Origin of the sequence: Pseudonocardia sp. KRD291 (assembly GCF_019263595.1) — a bacterium.
Classification (GTDB): domain Bacteria; phylum Actinomycetota; class Actinomycetes; order Mycobacteriales; family Pseudonocardiaceae; genus Pseudonocardia.
This window is the reverse complement of the sequence record NZ_JADQDD010000510.1, coordinates 1-1,706: the sequence shown is the minus strand read 5'-3', so window position 1 is coordinate 1,706 and position 1,706 is coordinate 1. Positions and strand designations below refer to the sequence as shown.

2 protein-coding genes are annotated in these 1,706 nt (G+C 77.1%); both read right to left on the bottom strand.

Features of this window, described 5'->3' with window-relative positions:
- On the bottom strand, positions 1 to 1,160 hold a 1,160-nt coding region (locus tag I4I78_RS32285; protein WP_218615297.1), incomplete at its 3' end, for a glycosyltransferase family 4 protein.
- 128 nt (positions 1,161 to 1,288) lie between these two features.
- On the bottom strand, positions 1,289 to 1,706 hold a 418-nt coding region (locus tag I4I78_RS32280), incomplete at its 5' end, for a 1,4-alpha-glucan branching protein domain-containing protein (RefSeq protein ID WP_218615296.1).

The following is a 1,706-nucleotide window of genomic DNA, read 5'->3' as shown; positions in this document are numbered from 1 at the left end:
GCGATGGAGGTCCAGCCGAAGTCGCTGCGCAGGCGCGCCTTCGCGGCGCGGGCCCGGCGGGCGGCCGCGGCGGGGTCGGACAGGGCGCGCGAGACGGCGTCGGCGATCCCGGGCACGTCGCCCGGGGCGAACGCGAGACCGGTCTCGCCGTCGCGGACGACCTCGCCGAGACCACCGGCCGTCGACGCGACGAGCGTCGCCCCGACGGCGGCCGCCTCCAGCGCGACGATCCCGAACGGCTCGTAGCGGCTCGGCAGCACCACCGCGTCCGCGGTCGCCAGCAGCGCGGCCAGCTCGGCGTCGGGCAGGTGCCCGAGGAACTCCACGCTGCGCCGGACCCGGTGCGCCGTGACCCGCTCGTCGAGGAACTCCCGCTGGGTGCCGGACCCGGCGACCAGCAGCCGGGTCCCGGGGTGGCGCCGCCGGATCCGGGGCAGCGCCGCGACCAGGTCCTGCACGCCCTTCTCGTACTCCAGCCGGCCGAAGTAGACGAGCTGTGGGCCGGTCGCGGACTCGCGTGCGGCCCGGGCGGCCCGCGATGCGGCGCGCGGCACCCGCCAGCGGCCGGCGTCGATGCCGTTGTGCACCACGTGCACCCGGTGGGGATCGAGGTCGTAGAGCGTGGACACCTCGGTCCGCATCGCCGACGAGCACGTGACGACAGCGTCGGCCCGGTTCGCCAGCCACCACTCGGTGGAGTGCACCTGCCGGTTCAGCGGGGCCGAGAGCCAGCCGGCGTGCCGGCCGGCCTCGGTGGCATGCAGCGTCGCGACCAGCGGGGCCCCCGTGACGTCGGCGAGCGCGACGGCCGGGTGCGCGACGAGCCAGTCGTGGGCGTGCACGACGTCCGGGCGCCAGTCCGGCAGCAGCGCGACCAGCGCGTGCCGCACCAGCGCGTGCCCCATCGCCAGCGTCCACGCCACCATGTCGGCGGAGAACTCCAGGTGCGGCGGATCCTCCGCGACGCGCAGCACCCGGACCCCGTCGACGCTCTCCTGCACCGACGGATGCGTCGCGGAGTCGGTGCCGATCGGCTGCCGGGAGAGCACCACGACCTCGTGCCCCGCCGCGACGAGCTCGCGGGACAGGGCGTGCACGTGTCGCCCCAGACCGCCGACGACCACCGGCGGGAACTCCCAGCTGACCATCAGCACCCGCATCCGAAGATCCTGGCAAACTCCCAGCGAGGGGTTACCGGCGGGTAGCCCGACCGGTCCCGGCGACGGGCGCATCATCGCTGCGGTCGGCCCGGAACCCGGCCATGGTGCGTCGCTCGCCGGTCCGTGCGTCAGCGCAGCAGGTCGCGGGCGTCGAGGTGGCCGAACGTGGGCGGCCGGGCGTCGGTCCAGCGCTCGGTCCGGCGGGCGGCGGCGCGGCGGCGGCCGTCGCGGAGCAGGCCGGACAGCTCGCGGACCCGGCCGGCGTGCAGGGCGGCGCGGTCGCGGGCGTACCCGGCCGCGGAGTCCTTGCTGACCATGAACGCCCAGTCGCTGGACAGCGCGTGCAGCGCCTGGTCGGCGAGCAGGTCGCGCAGCGGGTCGCGGGCGGCGCCGCCACCGGCCGGGGTGAGGACCGTGCCCGGGCCACCGGCGGCCGGGACGGCGTCCACGGCGGCGAGCAGGTCGGCCTGCACCCCGGCGTTGCGCTCGACCAGGTCGGACACCTCCGGGCCGGCCCAGACCCGCCAGTCCTTGCCCGAGCCCCAC